Source organism: Pseudomonas sp. SDO52101_S400 (genome assembly GCF_054071635.1).
On the sequence record NZ_JBSVWF010000022.1, the window covers coordinates 1 to 21,093 of the forward strand.

The 21,093-nt window shown below is 60.3% G+C and carries 21 protein-coding genes and 1 tRNA gene; 11 read left to right on the forward strand and 11 right to left on the reverse strand.

Features of this window, described 5'->3' with window-relative positions; genetic code table 11:
- Window positions 1-502 precede the first annotated feature (502 nt).
- Window positions 503-943: a hypothetical protein gene (locus tag ACW9HX_RS13185; RefSeq protein ID WP_457380955.1), complete on the reverse strand. Its 441-nt coding sequence runs from the start codon at window positions 941-943 to the stop codon at window positions 503-505.
- On the opposite strand from ACW9HX_RS13185, the gene ACW9HX_RS13190 reads away from it, so the two are divergent.
- Window positions 942-1,397, forward strand: a complete 456-nt coding sequence (locus ACW9HX_RS13190) for a tRNA (cytidine(34)-2'-O)-methyltransferase (RefSeq protein ID WP_041071426.1) — start codon at window positions 942-944, stop codon at window positions 1,395-1,397. The two genes, ACW9HX_RS13185 and ACW9HX_RS13190, sit on opposite strands and share 2 nt — an antisense overlap.
- Window positions 1,398-1,528: 131 nt before the next feature.
- On the opposite strand, the gene secB is transcribed toward ACW9HX_RS13190, so the two are convergent.
- Genes secB through ACW9HX_RS13205 form a run of 3 tightly spaced genes read right to left on the reverse strand, consistent with a single transcriptional unit; the run spans window position 1,529 to window position 2,737 of the window.
- Window positions 1,529-2,014, reverse strand: a complete 486-nt coding sequence (gene secB, locus ACW9HX_RS13195; RefSeq protein ID WP_085733279.1) for a protein-export chaperone SecB — start codon at window positions 2,012-2,014, stop codon at window positions 1,529-1,531.
- A 53-nt stretch (window positions 2,015-2,067) separates the two neighbouring features.
- On the reverse strand, window positions 2,068-2,322 hold the full coding sequence (gene grxC, locus ACW9HX_RS13200) for a glutaredoxin 3 (RefSeq protein ID WP_102687867.1): 255 nt from the start codon (window positions 2,320-2,322) through the stop codon (window positions 2,068-2,070).
- Window position 2,323: 1 nt separating this feature from the next.
- Window positions 2,324-2,737 (reverse strand): rhodanese-like domain-containing protein, encoded by a 414-nt coding sequence (locus ACW9HX_RS13205; RefSeq protein ID WP_085712774.1) that lies wholly within the window; start codon window positions 2,735-2,737, stop codon window positions 2,324-2,326.
- Between the two features lie 153 nt (window positions 2,738-2,890).
- Between ACW9HX_RS13205 and gpmI the strand changes: the two genes are divergently transcribed.
- The 5 genes from gpmI (at window position 2,891) to ACW9HX_RS13230 (ending at window position 9,474) form a co-directional block, all read left to right on the forward strand.
- Window positions 2,891-4,417, forward strand: a complete 1,527-nt coding sequence (gene gpmI / locus ACW9HX_RS13210) for a 2,3-bisphosphoglycerate-independent phosphoglycerate mutase (protein ID WP_457380956.1) — start codon at window positions 2,891-2,893, stop codon at window positions 4,415-4,417.
- Between the two features lie 136 nt (window positions 4,418-4,553).
- Complete coding sequence (locus tag ACW9HX_RS13215; protein WP_457380957.1) at window positions 4,554-5,858, forward strand: murein hydrolase activator EnvC family protein; 1,305 nt, start codon at window positions 4,554-4,556, stop codon at window positions 5,856-5,858.
- A 34-nt stretch (window positions 5,859-5,892) separates the two neighbouring features.
- A complete protein-coding gene (locus ACW9HX_RS13220; protein WP_248738624.1) occupies window positions 5,893-7,212 on the forward strand; it encodes a S41 family peptidase in 1,320 nt (439 codons plus the stop codon).
- Window positions 7,213-7,214: 2 nt separating this feature from the next.
- The gene (locus tag ACW9HX_RS13225; RefSeq protein WP_457380958.1) at window positions 7,215-7,991 is read left to right on the forward strand and encodes a divergent polysaccharide deacetylase family protein; all 777 of its coding nucleotides are present in this window, start codon (window positions 7,215-7,217) and stop codon (window positions 7,989-7,991) included.
- Window positions 7,992-8,100: 109 nt separating this feature from the next.
- Window positions 8,101-9,474 carry a Vps62-related protein gene (locus ACW9HX_RS13230; protein WP_457380959.1) on the forward strand — a complete coding sequence of 458 codons (1,374 nt, stop codon included), beginning with the start codon at window positions 8,101-8,103 and terminating at the stop codon, window positions 9,472-9,474.
- On the opposite strand, the gene ACW9HX_RS13235 is transcribed toward ACW9HX_RS13230, so the two are convergent.
- From ACW9HX_RS13235 to ACW9HX_RS13265, 7 genes are all read right to left on the reverse strand, one after another.
- Window positions 9,455-10,210 carry a substrate-binding periplasmic protein gene (locus ACW9HX_RS13235; RefSeq protein WP_457380960.1) on the reverse strand — a complete coding sequence of 252 codons (756 nt, stop codon included), beginning with the start codon at window positions 10,208-10,210 and terminating at the stop codon, window positions 9,455-9,457. The genes ACW9HX_RS13230 and ACW9HX_RS13235 overlap by 20 nt on opposite strands.
- 73 nt (window positions 10,211-10,283) lie before the next feature.
- On the reverse strand, window positions 10,284-11,054 hold the full coding sequence (gene hisF / locus ACW9HX_RS13240) for an imidazole glycerol phosphate synthase subunit HisF (protein ID WP_007897430.1): 771 nt from the start codon (window positions 11,052-11,054) through the stop codon (window positions 10,284-10,286).
- 9 nt (window positions 11,055-11,063) lie between these two features.
- Window positions 11,064-11,801 carry a 1-(5-phosphoribosyl)-5-[(5-phosphoribosylamino)methylideneamino]imidazole-4-carboxamide isomerase gene (gene hisA, locus ACW9HX_RS13245; protein WP_064363356.1) on the reverse strand — a complete coding sequence of 246 codons (738 nt, stop codon included), beginning with the start codon at window positions 11,799-11,801 and terminating at the stop codon, window positions 11,064-11,066.
- 42 nt (window positions 11,802-11,843) lie between these two features.
- Entirely contained in the window at window positions 11,844-12,104 is a 261-nt protein-coding gene (locus tag ACW9HX_RS13250) for a DUF2164 domain-containing protein (RefSeq protein WP_122593988.1), read from the reverse strand.
- Window positions 12,105-12,743, reverse strand: coding sequence for an imidazole glycerol phosphate synthase subunit HisH (gene hisH / locus ACW9HX_RS13255; protein WP_457380961.1), 639 nt, complete (start codon window positions 12,741-12,743; stop codon window positions 12,105-12,107).
- Window positions 12,743-13,336, reverse strand: a complete 594-nt coding sequence (gene hisB / locus ACW9HX_RS13260) for an imidazoleglycerol-phosphate dehydratase HisB (RefSeq protein ID WP_085712764.1) — start codon at window positions 13,334-13,336, stop codon at window positions 12,743-12,745. The genes hisH and hisB overlap by 1 nt, the downstream gene beginning before the upstream one ends.
- A gap of 270 nt (window positions 13,337-13,606) precedes the next feature.
- Window positions 13,607-15,271 carry an OFA family MFS transporter gene (locus tag ACW9HX_RS13265; RefSeq protein ID WP_457380962.1) on the reverse strand — a complete coding sequence of 555 codons (1,665 nt, stop codon included), beginning with the start codon at window positions 15,269-15,271 and terminating at the stop codon, window positions 13,607-13,609.
- Between the two features lie 353 nt (window positions 15,272-15,624).
- Between ACW9HX_RS13265 and ACW9HX_RS13270 the strand changes: the two genes are divergently transcribed.
- The 5 genes from ACW9HX_RS13270 to ACW9HX_RS13290 all read left to right on the forward strand — a co-directional run bounded on the left by ACW9HX_RS13270 (window position 15,625) and on the right by ACW9HX_RS13290 (window position 21,024).
- Window positions 15,625-17,856 (forward strand): AsmA family protein, encoded by a 2,232-nt coding sequence (locus ACW9HX_RS13270; protein WP_457380963.1) that lies wholly within the window; start codon window positions 15,625-15,627, stop codon window positions 17,854-17,856.
- Complete coding sequence (gene mutY / locus ACW9HX_RS13275) at window positions 17,853-18,920, forward strand: A/G-specific adenine glycosylase (protein WP_457380964.1); 1,068 nt, start codon at window positions 17,853-17,855, stop codon at window positions 18,918-18,920. The genes ACW9HX_RS13270 and mutY overlap by 4 nt, the downstream gene beginning before the upstream one ends.
- Entirely contained in the window at window positions 18,917-19,189 is a 273-nt protein-coding gene (locus tag ACW9HX_RS13280) for an oxidative damage protection protein (protein WP_085712761.1), read from the forward strand. Before mutY ends, ACW9HX_RS13280 begins: the two co-directional genes overlap by 4 nt.
- Before the next feature lie 103 nt (window positions 19,190-19,292).
- Window positions 19,293-19,368: transfer RNA gene (locus ACW9HX_RS13285), tRNA-Phe, on the forward strand.
- Window positions 19,369-19,944: 576 nt separating this feature from the next.
- Window positions 19,945-21,024, forward strand: coding sequence for a hypothetical protein (locus ACW9HX_RS13290; RefSeq protein ID WP_457380965.1), 1,080 nt, complete (start codon window positions 19,945-19,947; stop codon window positions 21,022-21,024).
- The last annotated feature ends 69 nt before the right edge of the window (window positions 21,025-21,093 follow it).

Genomic DNA, 21,093 nt, shown 5'->3' on the forward strand with positions numbered 1-21,093 from the left:
AAACCGTCCACCATGTCTCCGAACATGTGTCCACCATGTCTCCGGTACATACACCGGGAGAGGGTTAGGGTGAGGGGCAACGTCAGACCCCGCCGACTCGCCCCGGGTGCACCACGACAAGGCACCAAGACCCGTAATCGCGCACAGCGCCCCTTGGCCTACTCCGTCGAAACCCGCGTAAAAAACCAAACGCAAAATGCACAAAAGCCCCGTATTACGGGGCCTTCGACATTGTGTCGGGCTTTTTTGTTTCAAAACGATAAAAACTGGCACGCCCCCTGCAATAACCCTTTCAGGTGATTCGTTTCACCAACCCTTTCGGGGGCCTTGGTACAGGCAGGCCGGGGATTCCCCTCTTTACACCGGACTCATCGAGTCCACCCTTTTGGGGCCCTTGATACAGGCAGGTCAGGGGTTCCTTCTTTACACCGGCTCAGTACGCGATGCGATGAGCCCGCCCGTTTCGGGAACCTTGGTACAGGCAGGCCGGGGATTCCCTCTTTTATTGCTCCCGGAGATGGATCTCCAGCCGCCAGCGGTCATCGACCGCCTGGCCGGCCCAGTCGCCCTGCAGCGGCCGCGCCGCCACCAGCGTCAGCAACAAGCCCCCGTCACTCAATCGCGTCCGCCAGTTCACGTCCTTGCCATTGAGCTTGAGCTGGCCTTTCTGCGCCTTGCCTTCAGCCTCGAACAGCAGCGCAACGCTGCCATCGACGATCTCGCCGTGCAGCTTCGGCTCGTTGTTGAACCAGACCGCCAGACCGCCATCAATCACCTCGACCTGCTGCAAGACACTCGGGTCAGGCGTGGTCAAACGGCCGATCATCATCCCGACCATCACACCGACGATCGCCAGCGACGCCATCACCCGCGGGAATAGTTTCGAACGCGGGTCGGCTTGCGGCGTAGAATGCGCGTCATCTTTACCTTCGGAGCCGTGCATGTTTCACGTCATCCTTTTTCAACCGGAAATTCCACCGAACACCGGTAACGTTATCAGGCTCTGCGCCAACAGCGGCTGCCACCTGCATTTGATCGAACCGCTGGGCTTCGAGATGGACGACAAGCGCCTGCGTCGCGCCGGTCTCGACTACCACGAGTACGCCACTCTGCAGCGCCATGCCGACCTGGCCAGTTGCCTGGAAAGCCTCGGCCATCCTCGGCTGTTCGCCTTCACCACCAAGGGTTCGCGACCGTTTCACGATGCCGCGTTCGTCCCGGGCGATGCGTTCATCTTCGGCCCGGAAAGCCGTGGCCTGCCGCCGGAAGTGCTGGATGCCCTCCCCGCCGAACAGCGTCTGCGCCTGCCGATGCGTGAGGGTTGCCGCAGCCTGAACCTGTCGAACACCGTGGCAGTGGCCGTGTACGAAGCGTGGCGGCAGAACGACTTCAAATAACACCGCATAACAAATGTGGGAGCGGGCTTGCTCGCGAAGGGGCCGCATCAGATGACATTTATGCCACCTGACACACCGCTTTCGCGAGCAAGCCCGCTCCCACATTGGACTTGCGTCAACGCTCAGATCATTTACTGAACGGTCGGGGTCTCGCCGGCTTCCTGCATGCGCTGCAGCTCTTGCGCGTACAGGGCGTCGAAGTTCACCGGAGCCAGCATCAGGGCCGGGAACGAACCACGGGTCACCAGGCTGTCCAGGGTTTCGCGAGCGTACGGGAACAGGATGTTCGGGCAGAACGCACCCAGAGTGTGGCTCATCGAAGCCGCGTCCAGGTTCTTGATCAGGAAGATACCGGCCTGTTGCACTTCAGCGATGAAAGCCACTTCTTCACCGTTTTTCACGGTGACGGACAGGGTCAGCACGACTTCGTAGAAATCGCCTTCCAGCGCCTTCTGGCGGGTGTTCAGATCCAGACCGACCGCCGGGTCCCACTGCTGGCGGAAGATCGCCGGGCTTTTCGGGGCTTCGAAGGACAGGTCGCGTACGTAGATGCGCTGCAAGGAGAATTGCGGTGCGGTTTCTTCTTCGCTGGCTGCAGTGTTCTGTTGGTCAGTCATCTCAGATCCTTTCTGATCTTGGGTCTTTTAGGGTTCTTTACGTGTGCAGCAGTTCAGGCCTTGAGCAGCGCGTCGAGCTTGCCGGCGCGCTCCAGGGCAAACAAATCGTCACATCCGCCGACGTGGGTGTCGCCGATCCAGATCTGCGGCACGGACGTGCGTCCGGCCTTCTGGGCCATGGCGGCGCGCACCTGCGGCTTGCCATCGACCTTGATCTCTTCGAAGGCCACGCCTTTGTTCGCGAGCAGGTACTTGGCACGCGAGCAGTAAGGGCAGTAATCGCTGGAGTAGACGATGACGTCGCTCATGTCACTTCACCAGCGGCAGGTTGTCGCCTTTCCAGCTGGAAATCCCGCCGGACAGCTTGGCGGCGGTGAAGCCGGATTTCATCAGCTCGCGGGCATGAGTGCCGGCAGTCTGGCCCAGGGCGTCGACCAGAATGATGGTCTTGGCCTTATGTTTTTCCAGCTCGCCGATGCGGGCGGCCAGTTTGTCCTGGGGAATGTTCACCGCGCCAACGATGTGACCGGCGGCGTATTCCTTGCTCGGACGGATGTCCACCACCACGCCGGCTTCCTTGTTGACCAGTGCGGTCAGCTCGCCCGTGCTCAGGCTTTTACCGCCGCCCTGCACTGTATGCGCCAGCAGCAATGCCAGCAGTACGACGAAGATACCGACAAGAATGTAGTGGTTAGTGGCAAATTCAATCAGGTGAGCAACCATCGAAGGAGGTTCCAGGGCGTTAAAATGTCGGCCAGTATACACAGCCGCTATGGTCGGCCAAACCCCGTCCGGCGGTGACGCGGTCGGAACTTCGCTTTAAACTCCAACTCCCTTTTCCATCGCCCTCTTCTTTATTAGCCACGAGTGGATTCCATGACTACCACGCCTAAACCTTTGGTCCTGATGATTCTCGACGGCTTCGGTCACAGCGACAGCCCCGAGTCCAACGCCGTCTTCGCGGCCAAAAAGCCTGTGCTGGATCGCCTGTGGGCCACCGTGCCGAACGGCCTGATCTCGGGCAGCGGCATGGACGTCGGCCTGCCGGACGGCCAGATGGGCAACTCCGAAGTCGGCCACATGAACCTCGGCGCCGGCCGCGTGGTGTATCAGGACTTTACCCGCGTGACCAAAGCGATCCGCGACGGCGAGTTCTTCGAGAACCCGACCATCTGCGCCGCCGTGGACAAAGCCGTGGCCGCCGGCAAGGCCGTGCATTTCATGGGCCTGCTGTCGGACGGCGGCGTTCACAGCCATCAGGATCATCTGATCGCCATGGCCGAACTGGCCTTCAAGCGTGGTGCCGAAAAAATCTACCTGCACGCTTTCCTCGACGGCCGTGACACCCCGCCGAAAAGCGCCGCTTCGTCGATCGAACTGCTCGATGCGACCTTCCAGGCCCTCGGCAAGGGTCGTATCGCCAGCATCATCGGCCGCTACTTCGCCATGGACCGCGATAACCGCTGGGATCGCGTTTCCCAGGCCTACAACCTGATCGTCGACGGCAAGGGCGAATTCAACGCCGCCACCGCTCAGGAAGGCCTTGAAGCCGCTTACGCCCGTGGCGAGAGCGACGAATTCGTCAAAGCCACCAGCATCGGTGAGCCAGTGAAAGTCGAAGACGGCGACGCCGTGGTGTTCATGAACTTCCGCGCCGACCGTGCCCGGGAACTGAGCCGCGTGTTTGTCGAAGACGGTTTCAAGGAATTCGAGCGCGCGCGCCAGCCAAAAGTGCAGTACGTGGGCCTGACCCAGTACGCCGCCAGCATCCCGGCCCCCGCAGCCTTCGCGCCGGGCAGCCTGGAAAACGTGCTCGGCGACTACCTGGCGAAAAACGGCAAGACTCAGCTGCGCATCGCCGAAACCGAAAAATACGCCCACGTGACCTTCTTCTTCTCCGGCGGTCGCGAAGAACCGTTCCCGGGCGAGGAGCGCATCCTGATCCCGTCGCCAAAAGTAGCTACTTATGACCTTCAGCCGGAAATGAGCGCACCGGAAGTCACCGATCGCATCGTCGATGCCATCGAGCACCAGCGTTACGACGTGATCGTGGTCAACTACGCCAACGGCGACATGGTCGGCCACAGCGGCGTGTTCGAGGCGGCGGTGAAAGCCGTGGAATGCCTGGACACCTGCGTCGGCCGCATCGTCGAGGCACTGGAAAAGGTGGGCGGCGAAGCGCTGATCACCGCCGACCATGGCAACGTCGAGCAAATGGCCGACGAAGCCACCGGCCAGGCACACACTGCGCACACCACCGAGCCGGTGCCGTTCATCTATGTTGGCAAACGCGACCTCAAGGTGCGCGAAGGCGGCGTACTGGCAGATGTGGCGCCAACCATGCTCAAACTGCTGGGCCTGGAAAAACCGGTGGAAATGACTGGCACTTCGATTCTGGTCTGATATCAAAAACGCCCTGTAATCAGCCTGAAACGGCTTTTTATGACGAACGCCTCAAAGCAGTTGGCTTTGAGGCGTTTTTTTTGCCGCGTGGGGCGGGCATACTAGGCCGTCCCTTACCCTGGTGCCGCCCGCCTCTATGCTTCGCGTCCTGATCGCCCTCGCTCTGACATGCCTGCTCCAACCGGCCTTCGCTGACGAGCGCGCGCAAACCCAACAACAGTTGGACGCCACGCGTCAGGACATCGCCGAGCTGAAAAAACTGCTGGGCAAGCTCCAGGAAGAAAAATCCGGCGTACAGAAAGAGCTCAAGGGCACTGAAACCGAGATGGGCAATCTCGAAAAACAGGTCGACGCCCTGCAAAAAGAGCTCAAAAAGAGCGAATCCGAGCTGCAGCGGCTCGATGCGGAGAAAAAAAAACTCCAGAGCGCGCGCACTGAACAGCAACGACTGATCGCCATCCAGGCCCGTGCGGCCTACCAGAACGGTCGGCAGGAATACCTCAAGCTGCTGCTCAACCAGCAGAATCCCGAGAAATTCGCCCGCACCCTCACCTATTACGACTACTTGAGCCAGGCCCGCCTGGAGCAACTGAAGAATTTCAACGAAACCCTGCGTCAGTTGGCCAATGTCGAAAAGGACATCTCCTCCCAGCAAGCTCAGTTGCTGGTGCAGAAAAGCGACCTCGACACCCAGCGTGACGCCCTCGACAAGGTTCGCAAGGAGCGCCAGCAAGTGCTGGCCAAGCTCAACGACGACGTGAAGGCCCGCGATCAGAAACTGGCCGCCCGCGAGCAGGATCAGGCAGACCTGTCTAAAGTCCTTAAAACCATTGAAGAAACCCTGGCTCGCCAGGCCCGTGAGGCAGAAGAAGCGCGGCAGAAAGCGCTCATCGCCCAGCAGGAAGCCGAAAAAAAGCGTTTGCGTGAGGCCCAGGCCCGCGCCGATGCGGACTCGGACACCAGCGACGCCCCGCGAAAACAAGCCAGACCCACACCTGGCGCGCTGGTTTCCAGCAGCGGCGAGACGTTCGGCGGCCCTTTTGCTGCCACTCGGGGAAAACTTCCATGGCCGGTTGACGGTCGACTGCTGGCACGCTTCGGTGAAACCCGTGGCGACGATGCCCGCACCAAGTGGGATGGCGTGATGATCAGCGCCTCCGCCGGCAGCCAGGTGCACGCGGTACACGGCGGGCGCGTGGTGTTTGCCGACTGGTTGCGCGGTGCCGGGCTACTGGTGATCCTCGATCACGGCAACGGTTTTCTGAGCCTTTACGGTCACAACCAGACGCTGCTCAAGTCGGCTGGTGACGTGGTAAAAGCCGGTGAGTCCATCTCCACTGTGGGTAACAGTGGCGGGCAGGACACACCAGCGCTGTATTTCGCAATTCGTCAGCAGGGTCACCCGAGTGATCCGGCGCAATGGTGCCGCGCGCAAGGATAGGCGTTGAGTCACCAACTTTAGGAGTTCGTTCGACATGCTGCATTTGTCCCGTCTTACCTCGCTGGCCCTGACGATCGCCCTGGTGATCGGCGCGCCTCTGGCGTTCGCCGCTCAACCGGCTCCGGCTGTCGCTCCGGCAGGCACTGCCGCGACTTCCAAGGCCCCGTTGCCACTGGAAGAATTGCGCACCTTTGCCGAGGTCATGGACCGGATCAAGGCCGCCTATGTCGAACCGGTAGACGACAAGACCCTGCTGGAAAACGCCATCAAGGGCATGCTCAGCAACCTCGACCCGCACTCGGCCTACCTCGGCCCGGAAGACTTCACCGAACTGCAGGAAAGCACCAGCGGTGAGTTCGGCGGCCTGGGCATCGAAGTCGGCTCGGAAGACGGCTTCATCAAGGTAGTGTCGCCAATCGACGATACGCCAGCATCGAAGGCTGGCATCCAGGCCGGTGACTTCATCGTCAAGATCAACGGCGCACCGACCCGTGGCCAGACCATGACCGAAGCCGTGGACAAGATGCGCGGCAAGATCGGCCAGAAAATCACCCTGACCCTGGTCCGCGACGGTGGCACGCCGTTCGACGTGACCCTGGCTCGCGCAGTGATCCAGGTGAAGAGCGTCAAGGCGCAACTGCTGGAATCGGGTTACGGCCTGATCCGCATCACCCAGTTCCAGGTCAAGACCGGCGAGGAAGTCTCCAAGGCCCTGGCCAAGCTGCGCAAGGACAACGGCAAGAAACTCAACGGCATCATCCTCGACCTGCGCAACAACCCGGGCGGCGTGCTGCAGGCCGCGGTGGAAGTGGTCGACCACTTCATCACCAAAGGCCTGATCGTCTACACCAAGGGCCGGATCGCCAACTCCGAACTGCGCTTCTCCGCCACCGGCAAGGACGAAAGCGAAGCAGTGCCGATGGTTGTGCTGATAAACGGTGGCAGTGCCTCGGCCTCGGAAATCGTCGCCGGCGCCCTGCAAGACCAGAAACGCGCCGTGGTCATGGGCACCACCAGTTTCGGCAAGGGCTCGGTACAGACCGTGCTGCCGCTGAACAACGACCGCGCGCTGAAGATCACCACCGCGTTGTACTTCACGCCGAACGGCCGCTCGATCCAGGCCCAGGGCATCGTCCCGGACATCGAAGTGCGCAAGGCCAAGATCACCAACGAGGCGGACGGCGACTACTTCAAGGAAGCCGACCTGCAGGGTCACCTGGGCAACGGCAACGGCGGCGCGGACAAACCGACCGGCTCCGGCGCCAAACCGAAAGCCATGCCACAGGATGACGATTACCAGTTGGCCCAGGCCCTGAGCCTGCTCAAAGGCCTGAGCATCACGTCCGGCCGTTGAGGATGTCCTTGCGTTTCGTCTTTGTCCTGCTGTGCTTTCTGGCAGGTGCTGCTCACGCAGAACCTGCCAGACCAACACCTCAAAAAGCCTACCTGACACTGATCATCGACGACCTGGGACAGAACCTGCCCCGGGATCGTCGCGTGCTGGCCCTGCCCGGGCCAGTCACTACGGCAATCATGCCCGACACCCCGCACGCCACCGAATTCGCCCGCGAAGCCCATCGCGCCGGCAAGATCGTGATCCTGCACATGCCGATGGACCCGGCCACCGGACCGTTCGCCTGGCATCCTGAACTGCCCATCGAAGAACTCGAGAAACGGCTGAACGCCGCCTTCAAAATGGTCCCCTACACCGCTGGCATCAACAACCACATGGGCAGCCGAATGACGGCGCAACCGGTAGCGATGGCGTGGTTGATGGGTGAGTTGCAGCGTCGCCACAAGTTCTTCGTCGATAGCCGCACCAGTGCGCAGACCGTCGCCGCGCAGCAGGCGCAGAAGATCGATCTGGCGAGCGTTTCCCGGGATGTGTTTCTCGATGACGAACGCACTGAAGCCGCGATCTACAGCCAGTTACAGACCGCAATCAGTCTGGCGCGCAAGCAAGGTTCGGCGGTAATGATCGGCCATCCGTATCCCCAGACGCTGGCCGTACTGGAGCGGGAACTGCCGAAGCTCAAAGCCCAAGGCATCGACTGGATCGACATCAAGCAGATGATCAGCGTGCGCAGCAATCGTGCAATGACTGCCCACGGTAAAGATGGCACTTACCGGTAACAGCCCGTTACGAACCTATAAATACATACCGCAAACAGCCACTCCCGAACCCGGATATTGAAACCCGCCGCGGCACTCTCCGTGCCGCTTTCTGTTATCGGGATGGAATATGCACACTCAAGAAACGATCAAGTCGCCCACTCAACCCATGGACCCCATCAGGGTTGAGAACCTGTTGATCAGCTTCACCACGGAATTTCACCGCCTCTGGGACAACAAAGGCTCCAAATCAAAACCCGGCAGCTTTTGGCGCCCGACCCCGGCACCAGACCTGTTGCCGGGTTATTTCCCCTTGGGCGATGTCGTCGTCTCGGGCCGCGACAATATCAATGAGCAACGGGCAGTCGCGGTCGTTTGCGAAGGTGATTCGCAAGCCGAAAAGAAAGCCCTCAGCAAGCCTGTCGACTTCAAACTGGTCTGGAGAGATACAGGCTCGCGGGCCAACGGGGACTGCTCAGTCTGGAGGCCGGTGCCACCGGAAGGCTACGTGGCACTCGGCCTTGTGTGCACCAATGACAGCAACAGGCCCTCATTCAACGCCATTCGATGTGTACGGGCCGATCTGGTGATTGCCTCCAGCGCCAACACGTTGATCTGGAATGACCAGGGCAGCGGCGCCAACCAAGATTTCAGCGCCTGGAGCATCCAGCCCCCTGTCGCCCCCACAGGTGAAATCTACTTTTCTCCCGGGACCTTCGTCGGCGCCGCCAGCTACAACAAACCTGCGACCCCCATCACTGCATACGCCTTAAGGATGCCGATCCCGCTTCAGGTGGATCCCGCGCCCGCACCTCCGATACTGACCCGGAACGAGGCCTCCACCGCCCTGACACCGTCCAGGGTCACACAGGTCGCAAGATTGCCGTGGTTCGCCGTGACTGATGCAGATCTGCGGCCTGTGGCGCAACTGCGTGCTTCACCCTTCTATCGTGTGCAGAGAACCGACCAATACGTTCTGGTGGGGCACGGCCACAATACCGACGCAGTCCATCGCGCCTTCAAATGGAGGGCCGATCGGGTCCAGTCCTATGAGAGGCTACGCGCCTTTACCCGCCGCACTTCAATTGATCTGAGTGGACACTGGAGATCGATGACGCCAACCCTCCAGTCCGGAATGGTTTACTCGGCAAATCTGAGCGATGGCTTCGCTCACAATGGATCGACCGCTCATGAGTGGTTCAATAGCGCGAGCGCCGACGTCATTGCCCTGGTTGCCAGACAGCGGTTCGCGGCAGTGTATGTGATTCAGAGTGAATTCAGGCTGCTTCGAGAAGACGGCTCACAGGTAGAAGAAACCATCAGCTACACCGATCTGGATAGCCTGCATCTGGCTGAATACCCGCAGGAAGCCGAGCCTCCTGCAAAGCCTGCAGAAGAGCCGGTAGAGGTAGTTGCCAAGGAACAAGAACTGCCGCCAACGCAGATTCAGGCCGAGCCACAAGTACCGGAAACGTTACCCGCGCCTACAGATAACGCCCCATGATCTCGTCGACTACGCCGTCCTTGCGCATTTGCTCGAGCGCTGCCTGAAGCTTGGCTACGGCTTCGTCCGGCACCTCCTTGTTCAGCGCCAGATACAGTTGGGCGCTGTTGAAGCGAAGGACAGTCTTCAGACCGGTCACACCATCCTGCCGCGCCAGATAACGGCCGGCAGGATCACCCGTGGCCCACAAATCGATCTGGCCGCTGACAAGCTTTTTGGCGTTGTCCTGATCGCGCAGCACCACCACCGGCTTCAGACCCTGTTTGGTCAGAGTCTCGGCAATCGCATCACCTTTGTAGGCGCCGATCTTGTACTTGCGCGCGTCATTGAGGGTTTCGAGGGTGATCTTGCTGTCGCCCTTGGCCAGCATGACCCAGTCGTCCGGGCCGATCGGGCCGACCCATTTGAACAATGCCTCGCGATCCGGCAGACGCGCCATGACGAAAGCACCGTAACCTGGATTCTCCAACGCCAGCTTGTAGACCCGCTCCCAGGGGAAGCGCAGGGTCAGGCTGTAGGTGATGCCGGCACGCTTGAACATCTCGCGCACGATGTCCGTGGCGATGCCATTGATGTTTTCGTCTTGAGCGAAATTCTTGCCGTTCTTCGCCATGTTGTACGGCGGGAAGTTTTCGGTGAGGAGCACCAGATCGGTGTCGGGACTTTCTTCGGCGTGGCCAGTGTTGATCAACAACACGGAGGCACTGGCGAGGGCGAGAAGCAGGCGTTTGATCATGTCGGGCTACCGAAATCCATGGCGTGCCCAAGAGTGCCTTGGGTACGCCATGCTGTCCACTGGCCTGTATTGTTTAGCGCATTACGATGCCGCGGTGAGCCATATAAGCCTTGGCTTCCTGAACGGTGTATTCGCCGAAGTGGAAAATACTCGCCGCCAGCACGGCACTGGCGTGGCCTTCGAGGATGCCGTCCGCCAGATGCTGCAGGTTGCCGACGCCGCCGGAAGCGATCACCGGGATCCCCAGCGCATCGCTGATGGCGCGAGTCACACCGAGGTCGAAGCCGTTTTTCATGCCGTCCTGATCCATGCTGGTCAGGAGGATTTCACCGGCACCCAGGCCTTCCATTTTCTTCGCCCACTCGACCGCGTCGAGGCCGGTCGGCTTGCGTCCGCCGTGGGTGAAAATCTCCCAGCGCGGGGTTTCGCCCGGGCCCGAAACCTTCTTCGCATCGATGGCGACGACGATGCATTGCGAGCCGAAATGCTGCGCCGCTTCACCGACGAACTCGGGGTTGAACACGGCAGCGGTGTTGATCGACACCTTGTCCGCACCGGCGTTGAGCAGGTTGCGAATGTCCTGCACGGTGCGCACGCCGCCGCCGACGGTCAGCGGAATGAACACCTGGCTGGCCATGCGCTCGACGGTGTGCAGCGTAGTGTCACGGCCATCGACGCTGGCGGTGATGTCGAGAAAGGTAATCTCGTCGGCACCCTGCTCGTCGTAGCGACGGGCGATTTCCACCGGGTCACCGGCGTCACGGATGTTTTCGAACTTCACACCTTTGACGACCCGGCCGTTGTCCACGTCCAGGCAAGGGATGATGCGTTTGGCCAGCGCCATGGTCAGTCCTCAGCCTTGGTACGAATCGCAGAAAGCTTGCGCTTCAGCGACGTCGAGAGTGCCTTCGTAGATCGCCCGGCCGGTGATGGCGCCGATGATGCCCGGCGCCTTGGCGTCGAGCAGCGACTTGATGTCACCCAGGTTGTGAATGCCGCCGGAAGCGATTACCGGGATTTTGGTTGCAGCAGCGAGCGCAGCGGTGAACGGAACGTTGCAGCCCTGCATCATGCCGTCTTTGGCGATGTCGGTATAAACGATCGAGGACACGCCGTCGGCTTCGAACTGTCTGGCCAGGTCGATGACCTGCACGGTGCTGATTTCAGCCCAGCCATCGGTGGCGACAAAACCGTCTTTGGCATCCAGACCGACGATGATCTTGCCCGGGAAGGCGCGACAGGCTTCAGCGACGAACGCCGGATCCTTCACCGCTTTGGTGCCGATGATCACGTAGCTCACGCCAGCCTTGACGTAGTGCTCGATGGTTTCCAGAGAACGAATGCCGCCGCCGATCTGGATCGGCAGGGTCGGGTAGCGCTTGGCGATCGCGGTCACCACTTCGCCGTTGACCGGCTGGCCTTCGAAAGCGCCGTTCAGGTCGACCAGATGCAGACGGCGGCAACCGCCCTCCACCCACTTGGCAGCCATGCTCACCGGGTCATCGGAGAACACTGTGGAATCTTCCATGCGGCCCTGGCGCAGACGTACGCAGGCACCGTCTTTAAGATCGATAGCGGGAATAATCAGCATCTGGCAAACCTTCAAATTTGAATGTTCAGCTTGGCTCGGAAATCAGTTTTTCTCGAGCGCCCACAGGTCGCTTTCGATGCTTTCAAACCGCTCCTTGAGGTGGGTCTGCACATCGAAAATCGCCCTGTTGTAATAGTGCGGAGCAATTTCGCGGGTAAACAGCTCAAGAATTTCCGCCGCCTCGAACGAACCCAGATCCAGTTCGAAACGATCCTCCATGAACCGCTGGATCTTGCGATTGGCGTCGCTTTCCTGCTCGGGTGTGAGGGTCAGGATTGGCGGCTTGGATTTCTTGGCGGCCATTTACCAGCGACCGTCCCACGCCGCGAAGTTCTGCAGCAATTGCAGGCCATGGGTATGGCTTTTCTCCGGGTGGAACTGCACGGCAAAACGCGAACCTTCGGCCAGCGCCGCAGCGAAATCGACGCCGTAATGACCGCTGCCGACCACCTGCCGCGGGTTACCGGCGGCAATGTAGTAGCTGTGCACGAAGTAGAAACGCGCCAGGTCCGGGATGTTGTGCCACAGCGGGTGATCCACCGACTGTTTCACTTCGTTCCAGCCCATGTGCGGGACTTTCAGGTGTTCGCCGTCTTCATGCAGGTCTTTGCCGAAGAACTTCACCGCGCCCGGGAACAGGCCGATGCAGTCGACGCCATCGTTCTCTTCGCTGGTGTCGAGCAAGGCTTGCATGCCGACGCAGATGCCGAGGAACGGACGATCCTGGCTGACTTCACGTACCAGCGAATCGAAGCCCAGGCGACGGATCTCCGCCATGCAATCGCGAATCGCGCCGACGCCGGGGAAAACCACGCGGTCGGCTTCGCGGATCACTGCCGCATCGCTGGTGATCAGCACCTTGCCGGCACCTACATGCTCAAGGGCCTTGGCCACCGAGTGAAGGTTGCCCATGCCGTAATCGATTACCGCAACCGTCTGCATTACAGCACGCCCTTGGTCGAAGGCATCTGGCCGGCCATGCGATCGTCCAGCTCGACGGCCATGCGCAGTGCGCGGCCGAATGCCTTGAACACGGTTTCGATCTGGTGGTGGGTGTTGGTGCCACGCAGGTTGTCGATGTGCAGGCTGACCAGCGCGTGGTTGACGAAGCCCTGGAAGAACTCCTGGAACAGGTCGACGTCGAAGCCGCCGACGGTGGCGCGGGTGTACGGCACGTGCATCTGCAGGCCCGGACGACCGGAGAAGTCGATCACTACGCGCGACAGCGCTTCATCGAGCGGCACGTAGGCGTGGCCGTAGCGACGGATGCCTTTCTTGTCGCCGATGGCTTGCGCGAAGGCCTGGCCGAGGGTGATACCGACGTCTTCCACGGTATGGTGGTCGTCGATATGCAGATCGCCCTTGCATTGGATATCCAGGTCGATCAACCCGTGACGGGCGATCTGATCCAGCATGTGCTCAAGAAAAGGAACACCGATATCGAATCGGGCCTTTCCGGTGCCATCAAGGTTGATCGAGGCTTTGATCTGGGTTTCCAGAGTGTCGCGCTCGACAGACGCCTTACGTTCGGCCATCACCAGCTCCGCAAAATCATTGGGCGAAAAAGGCAGCCATTATAGGGGCGCGGGGCCGAAACAGAAACACGAGACGTGATATGGCAGACGGATAGAAGCCCCGGCTGTCGCGGGTAGACATGTCCATACAAGCCATTACAGGCACCCGGAAACAAATGTGGGAGCGGGCTTGCTCGCGAAAGCGGTAAGTCAGCCAACAGTGATGTCGACTGACCGGACGCCATCGCGGGCAAGCCCGCTCCCACAGGGGTTCTGCGCTTTAACGGTTACTTAGTGAAACAGAACCGCCGTCTTCTGCAGGGTCACCCACACACCCCACGCCAACGGAATCCCGACCACCAGCCACGCAGCGATAGCCAACGGCTTGCTGCCCGGCGCGGCTTTCCACTCAAGCACGGTGCTGCTGTCAGCACCCTTGTCGTGGCCCAGCGCCTGTTCGGCGGCCAGCTCGGCGTCAGTCATGAAGTACTTGTCCGCCACCGGGCGCACCAGCAGGTTGCAGAGGAAGCCCAGCACCAGCAGGCCGGCGAGGATGTACAGGGTGATGTCGTAAGCGGCGGCGCGTTCAACACCGATGCTCAGCTGATATTCGCGCAGGTAGTTCACCAGCACCGGACCCAGCACGCCGGCGGCGGCCCATGCCGTCAGCAGACGACCGTGGATCGCGCCGACCATTTGCGTACCGAAGAGGTCGGCCAGATACGCCGGAACGGTCGCAAAACCACCGCCGTACATCGACAGGATGATGCAGAACGCCGCCACGAACAGCGCAACGTTGCCCAGGTGACCGAGATTCGGGATCAACGCGTACAGCGCAAAGCCCAGCGCGAAGAACACGAAGTAGGTGTTCTTGCGGCCCAGGTAGTCCGAGAACGACGCCCAGAAGAAACGGCCACCGATGTTGAACAGGCTCAGCAGACCGGTGAAGCCGGCCGCAATCGCAGCGATGGAAGCCAGTTGACCGGCGTCCAGTTGACCGAACGGCAGATCGTTACCCAGCAGCTTGCCGCCGAACACTTCCTGCAACAGTGGCGAAGCCATGCCGAGGATGCCGATACCGGCAGACACGTTCAGGCACAGCACCAGCCACACCAGACGGAATTGCGGGGTTTTCCATGCCACATTCACGTGAACGTGACGGTGGGTGATCATCGCGTTCGAGGCTTTCTTCGCCGGCGCGGTCCAGCCTTCAGGCTTCCAGCCGGTTGGCGGTACGCGGTAGGCCAGTGCGCCACCGATCATGAACACGAAGTAGATCGCAGCCATGGCCACGAAGCTCTGCCACACGCCCACGCCAGTCGGCGAAGCGAAATGGCTCATCAGAGCGGTTGCCAGCGGAGCGCCAACCATCGCGCCACCACCGAAACCCATGATCGCCATGCCGGTCGCCATGCCGCGCTTGTCCGGGAACCACTTGATCAGGGTCGACACCGGCGAAATGTAGCCCAAGCCCAGACCGATACCACCGATCACGCCGGAGCCGATCCACATCAGCCAGATCTGGTGGGTATAGATACCCAGTGCGGAAATCAGCAGACCGCCGCACCAGCACAGTGCCGATACAACGCCGGCCTTGCGCGGGCCTGCGTGTTCGAGCCAGCCACCCCAGATCGCTGCCGAGCAGCCGAGGAAGATGAAGAACAGGGTGTAGATCCAGCCGAGCATGGAGATCGGCCAGTCGCATTGCGACGAGAAGACTTGTGCGATGAAGCTCATGTCCGGTGCGCAAGCCACCGGAGCGGTGATGCCCAGCGCCTTGGACAACGGCAACCAGAACACCGAAAAGCCGTAGGCCATGCCGATGCACAGGTGGATGGCCAGAGCGGCCGGTGGTACCAGCCAGCGGTTGAAGCCTGGCTTGGCGATGATGCGTTCCTTGGACAGGAACGCAGGCTGGGCGGCGCTGAGGCCGTCCGCCGTGATGCTCGTGCTCATTGTGTATCCCCCAATTATTAGTATGGTTCGCCAGCCACTGCTCACCCCCGGCCTTTATGCACGCAGGCATGACCGTGTTGGTGGGTGAAGCTCCTTGAGGCGCGACCAAAAGTCGCAGAAGGGCGGACGAACGGGCGAAGGTTACCATCTGCACGTGACAGAAAAACCAAACTGATATCACCTTTTTTGAGTCATCTGATCTCCTGTGGCCGGGGAACCCTCCGGCCGACCGTTGTCGAAGCGCTACACATCGCGGATCGACAGGTTCCTCAGGACGCCGCACCAGCGCGGGGTTATGCAGCGCTATACTCCCCGGCTAAATTACGAATTCGACTAACTACAAGGACTCGCCCATGAAAGCGTTCGGCAAAATCCTGGGTCTGGTACTTCTCGGGCTGTTGCTGATCATTGTGGCGGCGGGCTTCGCCCTGACCCACTTCTTCGATCCCAACGACTACAAAGACGAGATCCGCCAGATAGCCCGCGACAAGGCCCACATCGAGCTGACGCTCAATGGCGATATCGGCTGGAGCCTGTTCCCGTGGCTCGGCCTGGAACTGCACGAGGCCAGCGTTGCCACCCTGATCAAGCCTGCCGAACCGTTTGCCGATCTGCAGATGCTCGGCCTGTCCGTACGTGTGCTGCCACTGCTGCGCCGCGAAGTGCAGATGAGCGATGTGCGTGTCGAAGGCCTGAACCTGCGCCTGAACCGTGACAAGAACGGACACGGCAACTGGGAAGACATCGGCAAGCTGCCTGCTCAAGCGCCTGCGCCGGGCAGCACGCCGCCAGTGGCCGCTGGCGAACCAGTCGCAGAAACACCTGCCCAGCCGGAAAAACCGCCACAACCGATCCGCCTCGACATCGACAGCCTGACCGTCAACAACGCCCGGGTTGAATACAACGACGAGCAGACCGGCAAGCAGTTCAGCGCCGAAAGCATCCAGCTGAGCACCGGCGCGGTACACGATTCGACCAACATTCCGCTGAAAGCCACGGCGTTCCTCAGCACCAATCAGCCCGTGCTGCGGGTACGCACCGAGCTCAATGGCGAGCTGCGCATCGAGCGCGCCCTGCAACGCTACAAGTTAGAAGACTTGAAGCTGTCCGGCGAACTGACCGGCGATCCGCTGCAAGGCAAGGCCATGACGTTTTCCGCCCAGGGCCAGATGTTGCTGGACAAGGCTGCGAACGTCGCCGAATGGACCGGGATCAAGATCTCCGCAAACCAGTTGCGCGCCTTGGGTGAGCTGAAAGCCAACGATCTGGACAAGACCCCGCAGATCACCGGCGGGATTTCCATCGCCCAGTTCGATCTGGCGAAGTTCGTCGACAGCATCGGCCAGACCCTGCCGGCCATGGCCGAAGGCAGCCTGAGCAAAGTCGAACTGGTCAGCCGTGTCTCTGCCACGCCAACCAGCATGGCGCTGGACAACATCAACCTGAAACTCGACGACAGCAGCTTCAGCGGCCGCATCGCCGTCGAAGACTTCGCCAAGCAATCGCTGCGGGCGATCCTCAAGGCCGACACCTTCAACGTCGACCGCTACCTGCCGCCGAAATCGGAAAAGGCCACCAGTGCCACCCAGGCACGGCAGACCGAAGTCGCCAGCACCGAAGCCGATGCCATGGCCGGCGCCGGCAGCACCCCGCTGCCGGACAAGCCGAGCAAAAGCGCGTGGAGCACCGAACGACTGTTCCCGGTGGAGCGCCTGAGCAAACTGGACGTGAACGCTGACCTGACCTTCGGCCAGTTGACCCTCGACAAGTTGCCGATCCAGAACGCCGCACTGAAAGCCACCGGCCAGGGCGGCCTGCTGACCCTGGAGAATCTGCGCGGCGAGCTGTACAACGGCGACTTCGAAGCCAAGGGCACGCTGGACGTGCGCCAGACGGCGCCGGTGTTGAACCTGCAAACCCGGATCAACCGGGTGCCGGTTGAGAAGATCCTCGAAAGCCAGGGCAAGAATCCACCGGTCAAAGGCCTGGTGAATCTGACCAGCACCGTCACCGGTAGCGGCAACAGCCAACAAGCGCTGATCGACACCCTCAACGGCAACGCCAGTTTCGTGATCAACAACGGCGTGCTGCTCAACGCCAACCTTGAACAGCAATTGTGCAAAGGCATCGCCACTCTCAACCGCAAATCCCTGAGCGGCGAACCGCGGGGCAAGGACACGCCGTTCCAGGAGCTCAAGGGCAACCTGACCTTCCGCAACGGCGTGGCCAGCAATCCGGACCTGAAAGTGCGCATCCCGGGCATGACCGTCAACGGTGACGGCGACATCGACCTCAAAGTGCTGGGCATGGACTATCGCGTCGGCATCATCGTCGAAGGCGACACCAGCGCCATGCCGGACCCGGCCTGCCAGGTCGGTGACAAATTCGTCGGCATCGAGTGGCCGCTGCGCTGCCGTGGCCCGCTTGAGCTGGGCGCCAAGGCGTGCCGTGTGGATAACGAACGCCTCGGCCAGGTCGCGACCAAACTGGCTGGCGACAAGCTCAGCGAAAAAATCGACGAGAAACTGGGCGACAAAGTCAGCCCTGAACTGAAAAACGCATTGAAGGGGCTGTTCAAGCGATGAGAGCGGAGCAGTTTTCCACGGCGGTGCTGGAATGGTTCGACCGCCACGGCCGCCATGATTTGCCCTGGCAACAGAACATCAACCCGTATCGGGTATGGGTGTCGGAAATCATGTTGCAGCAGACTCAGGTCAGCACCGTGCTCAATTACTTCGACCGCTTCATGGCCGCGTTGCCGACGGTCGAGGCCCTGGCCGAAGCGCCGGAGGACGAAGTGCTGCACCTGTGGACAGGCCTGGGTTACTACACCCGCGCGCGCAACTTGCAGAAGACCGCGAAGATCGTCGTCAGCCAGTACGGCGGCGAGTTTCCGCGCGACGTAGAGAAGCTCACGGACTTGCCGGGCATCGGCCTGTCCACTGCTGGCGCGATTGCCAGCATCAGCATGGGCCTGCGTGCGCCAATCCTCGACGGCAACGTCAAACGGGTGCTGGCGCGCTTTACCGCGCAAGAGGGCTACCCCGGCGAGCCGAAGGTCGCCAAACAGCTCTGGGCCAACGCCGAATTGTTCACCCCCCATGACCGGGTCAACGCCTACACCCAGGCAATGATGGATCTGGGCGCCACGCTCTGCACCCGCAGCAAGCCAAGCTGCCTGCTGTGTCCTCTGGAAAAGGGCTGCGAAGCGCACATGCTTGGCCTGGAGACGCGCTACCCGATCCCCAAGCCCCGCAAAGCCATCCCGCAGAAGCGCACGCTGATGCCGATGCTCGCCAACGAAGACGGCGCAATTCTGCTTTATCGTCGCCCGTCCAGCGGATTGTGGGGCGGTTTATGGAGCCTGCCGGAGCTCGACGACCTCGACGACCTGCAACACCTCGCCGCGCAGCACTCGCTGGAACTGGGTGAGCAGCAGGCGCTGCCAAGCCTTGTCCACACCTTCAGCCATTTCCAGTTGTCCATCGAACCCTGGCTGGTTCAGGTACAGGAAGCCGGCGGGCACGTGGCCGAGGCCGACTGGCTCTGGTATAACCTCGCCACCCCGCCGCGCCTGGGCCTCGCCGCCCCGGTCAAGACCTTGCTCGAACGCGCGGCCACCGTTTTGAATGCAGGAGAGTCGTCATGACCCGCACCGTAATGTGCCGCAAGTACAAAGAACAACTCGAAGGTCTGGAGCGCCCACCGTACCCGGGCGCCAAGGGCCAGGACATCTTCGAACACGTCTCGGCCAAGGCCTGGGCCGACTGGCAGAAACACCAGACCCTGCTGATCAACGAAAAACGCCTGAACATGATGAACGCCGAAGACCGCAAATATCTGCAGGGCGAAATGGACAAGTACTTCTCCGGCGAGGAATACGCCCAGGCCGAAGGCTACGTGCCGCCAGCGGAATAACCCCCGAAAATCGGGGGTCGGATCGTAAGCGACGGAATTAATTTAAGAAATTTTAAAAAAGTGTTTGACGTAAATCCGAAAAACCCTTTTAATGCGCCCCGTTGCCCAGATAGCTCAGTCGGTAGAGCAGGGGATTGAAAATCCCCGTGTCGGCGGTTCGATTCCGTCTCTGGGCACCAAATACCGAAAACCCTGAATCGCAAGATTCAGGGTTTTTTTATGCCCGCGATTTGACAGACCACACCTCACCCCTTCTTCCAGTGCTTTTGCTGGCCATTATTTTGATGGTAGGCTCAGCCAGCTTTTTTCCGGCGGTTCATTGATGACTGCCGAAAATATTCGTCGGGCACTTCAGCCCTGATGACCAGCATTTATAGCACCACCCAAATAACGCACTCCGCACCCGCGAGCCATCGGAATCTACCGTGGTTATTGCAGGTATCAGGAGAGTTGCGTCTGTGAGCAGGAAAGCTCGCAGCCCCTCATAAACTTGTCAGGGAGGACAAGACCTCAGCGCAGGTCATCTGCTGTTGTTTAAAGCTGTCAGGCAAGCGACAGCAAAAACTGACAAGGCATTCAGCATTTGTTTGAACTGTCACGTCACAGCGCCCTGTGCCCCTTCGAAAAAACCAAACCTGTATCAACTCGCCCACGTCCGGATCTGTGCGTGCGCTCGGCACGCATTGCATCATCGAAACAGCCAACAGCTCCCACAAAAAAATACAAAGGGAGCGGATACGACAGGGATGTAAACAATGACCGAAGCAATACAACAAACCCATAAAAGCGTTGAGTCTTTTGTTGATCAGGAAGTCAGAACTTTCAGCTTTGATACGCAACAATCAAAGCTGCTACATAAGTTCTCCGAAGAACTGGCAGCCATTGGCGGACCACAAGCCGCCGGCGCCAAGTCCAAAGCCTCGCTGGCAGCGACCGAGTTGAAGTTTTCGTTTTCAAAAGATCAATGCGAACTTCTGGGTGCTTACTCCGACGGCCTCGTTTCCCTGCTGATTTTTGAGGGGATGCAAAAAGTCAGCGACACCAGCCCTCCGGATGAACTTCCCGACCTGACCGCTCTGGAGGAACGTCACGACGTGCTTTGCCTGGCGGCACGCAATCAGATTCTGTTGAAACTGGTGGATAACAGCGCCTTTGCCTATGACATGGACAACGAAGGCAAACTGGTCCGACTCGTCGCCAACTTCAAGGGCGGCGGACTGACCAAAATCAATGACGAACCGGAAGTCAAAGAGCTGAGCTCTCATTCCGGACTCCCCCTCGGCCCGCACACCGAGGCGCCGTACTGGTGCGCCGTGAACGCGAAAGACGGGCACTCGCCCTCCCCCTCGTCGTTGATACTGTCAGCCCTGTGGAATCCAGGCCTGGAACCGACGTCGGTGATTCCGTTGCCACCCCTGCTGGACGAAATCGGTGTCACCGGATGCCTCGCGCTCACGACGGGCAACTTCCAGTTCACCCGCAGCGACTCTTTCGTCAGCGGCAAGGGCGAGGATGGTCGCAACGTTTCGATTCTGGAGTTCGATGACAACGTCGGATTCGCCGCGCGATTCAACTCGTACCGTTTTTCGGTCAACGACAACGCCTCGGACTTTGTAAAAACGGCTTATTCGGCTCTTTGCGAAAGTGTGGGTAAAGCCACACCGGTTCAATACACGCTGACGCAAGAATCGGCCATGGTGATCAATAACGTCCGGGCCCTGCACTGTCGCGATGTCATCAAGGACAACCGACGCGTGTTGGTGCGCATCTTCGGACTGTCGAAGTTCACATCCCCCATTGTCATTTCAGACGATCCGCTGCTGATACAGGGCTGATATTCATTGCGCTGCAAGGCTGTTGAATGGCCAGTCATGCGGATGACTGGCCAATAACTATAAAAGGAA

What these genes read in the sequence shown, in the direction of transcription:
- hisB (WP_085712764.1), bottom strand. Translation starts at nt 13,336, where the DNA reads ATGGCCGAACGTAAGGCGTCTGTCGAGCGCGACACTCTGGAAACCCAG.
- ACW9HX_RS13205 (WP_085712774.1), bottom strand. Translation starts at nt 2,737, where the DNA reads ATGGTTGCTCACCTGATTGAATTTGCCACTAACCACTACATTCTTGTC.
- ACW9HX_RS13235 (WP_457380960.1), bottom strand. Translation starts at nt 10,210, where the DNA reads ATGATCAAACGCCTGCTTCTCGCCCTCGCCAGTGCCTCCGTGTTGTTG.
- ACW9HX_RS13220 (WP_248738624.1), top strand. Translation starts at nt 5,893, where the DNA reads ATGCTGCATTTGTCCCGTCTTACCTCGCTGGCCCTGACGATCGCCCTG.
- hisH (WP_457380961.1), bottom strand. Translation starts at nt 12,743, where the DNA reads ATGCAGACGGTTGCGGTAATCGATTACGGCATGGGCAACCTTCACTCG.
- ACW9HX_RS13290 (WP_457380965.1), top strand. Translation starts at nt 19,945, where the DNA reads ATGACCGAAGCAATACAACAAACCCATAAAAGCGTTGAGTCTTTTGTT.
- ACW9HX_RS13280 (WP_085712761.1), top strand. Translation starts at nt 18,917, where the DNA reads ATGACCCGCACCGTAATGTGCCGCAAGTACAAAGAACAACTCGAAGGT.
- ACW9HX_RS13230 (WP_457380959.1), top strand. Translation starts at nt 8,101, where the DNA reads ATGCACACTCAAGAAACGATCAAGTCGCCCACTCAACCCATGGACCCC.
- ACW9HX_RS13250 (WP_122593988.1), bottom strand. Translation starts at nt 12,104, where the DNA reads ATGGCCGCCAAGAAATCCAAGCCGCCAATCCTGACCCTCACACCCGAG.
- ACW9HX_RS13185 (WP_457380955.1), bottom strand. Translation starts at nt 943, where the DNA reads ATGCACGGCTCCGAAGGTAAAGATGACGCGCATTCTACGCCGCAAGCC.
- ACW9HX_RS13215 (WP_457380957.1), top strand. Translation starts at nt 4,554, where the DNA reads ATGCTTCGCGTCCTGATCGCCCTCGCTCTGACATGCCTGCTCCAACCG.
- ACW9HX_RS13270 (WP_457380963.1), top strand. Translation starts at nt 15,625, where the DNA reads ATGAAAGCGTTCGGCAAAATCCTGGGTCTGGTACTTCTCGGGCTGTTG.
- secB (WP_085733279.1), bottom strand. Translation starts at nt 2,014, where the DNA reads ATGACTGACCAACAGAACACTGCAGCCAGCGAAGAAGAAACCGCACCG.
- hisF (WP_007897430.1), bottom strand. Translation starts at nt 11,054, where the DNA reads ATGGCGCTGGCCAAACGCATCATCCCTTGCCTGGACGTGGACAACGGC.
- ACW9HX_RS13225 (WP_457380958.1), top strand. Translation starts at nt 7,215, where the DNA reads ATGTCCTTGCGTTTCGTCTTTGTCCTGCTGTGCTTTCTGGCAGGTGCT.
- hisA (WP_064363356.1), bottom strand. Translation starts at nt 11,801, where the DNA reads ATGCTGATTATTCCCGCTATCGATCTTAAAGACGGTGCCTGCGTACGT.
- gpmI (WP_457380956.1), top strand. Translation starts at nt 2,891, where the DNA reads ATGACTACCACGCCTAAACCTTTGGTCCTGATGATTCTCGACGGCTTC.
- ACW9HX_RS13190 (WP_041071426.1), top strand. Translation starts at nt 942, where the DNA reads ATGTTTCACGTCATCCTTTTTCAACCGGAAATTCCACCGAACACCGGT.
- mutY (WP_457380964.1), top strand. Translation starts at nt 17,853, where the DNA reads ATGAGAGCGGAGCAGTTTTCCACGGCGGTGCTGGAATGGTTCGACCGC.
- grxC (WP_102687867.1), bottom strand. Translation starts at nt 2,322, where the DNA reads ATGAGCGACGTCATCGTCTACTCCAGCGATTACTGCCCTTACTGCTCG.
- ACW9HX_RS13265 (WP_457380962.1), bottom strand. Translation starts at nt 15,271, where the DNA reads ATGAGCACGAGCATCACGGCGGACGGCCTCAGCGCCGCCCAGCCTGCG.